General features: G+C 43.7%; 1 protein-coding gene and 1 pseudogene. One reads left to right on the top strand and one right to left on the bottom strand.

What is annotated here, in order from left to right; translation table 11 throughout:
* Positions 1–328: pseudogene (locus tag R7093_RS24420) on the top strand (biotin--[acetyl-CoA-carboxylase] synthetase); the annotation flags it as partial.
* Positions 329–334: 6 nt separating this feature from the next.
* Here R7093_RS24420 and coaA read toward each other — a convergent pair.
* Positions 335–909: type I pantothenate kinase (coaA, locus tag R7093_RS24425; RefSeq protein ID WP_318146912.1), on the bottom strand; the 575-nt coding region annotated here is incomplete at its 5' end.

The following is a 909-nucleotide window of genomic DNA, read 5'->3' on the forward strand; positions in this document are numbered from 1 at the left end:
TGTGCAGCCCGGTATTGATCAACCCTGGATAACGCTCAACCAAATTTCCAATGAAGTGAGTATCGATAGAACTCAATTGGCGATACGTCTTATCAAACATTGGAAAGCCGCGTTAGAAGAATATGAACTGACTGGACTGGGTGGTTTTGTTGAACGTTGGAATCGTTTGGACAACTTTATCGGCCGACCGGTTAAGCTTCTTATGGGACCGAGAGAAATACACGGAGTGGTACAAGGTATCGACCAACAGGGTGGGGTGGTGCTCAAAACTGAAAATGGTTTGGAAACCTACATTGGCGGAGAAATTTCGTTGAGAAAAGGGGACTGAGCCCCTTTACTTTCTTAGCGATACTTTGTCGACAAGGTGGTTAGCACCTTTGTGGAGGATCAAATGGGCTCTTTCTCTGGTTGGAAGAATGTTCAATTCCAGATTGAGTCCATTAATATTGCGCCAAATTTCTTTCGCTTTACTTTTCGCTTCATCGACCGACCGCTGCGTATAGTGGCTGAAGTAGGAGCCTAGTTTAGTAAAAGCTCCGCGGCGAAACTTCAAAAATCTCTCGACATACCACTGCTCTATCGTTTCACTTTCCGCATCAACATAAATTGAGAAATCAAGAAAATCAGATACAAATACTCGATGTGGATCATGTGGGTAGTCCATACCGCTTTGTAATACGTTTAAGCCTTCAATAATAAGCACGTCAGGTCGGTCGACTTTTTTTAGCTCATCAGTAATGTCGTATGTGATGTGTGAGTAAACAGGTACTTCAAGATTTGGCTTGCCCGCCTTTACATCAGAAACAAATTCTACCAAACGTTTGATGTCGTAAGATTCGGGAAAACCCTTGCGATGCATGATACCGCGCTCTTCCAGAACCTTTTTGGGATACAGAAAGCCATCCGTTG

The organism is Vibrio sp. 1580 (assembly GCF_033340055.1).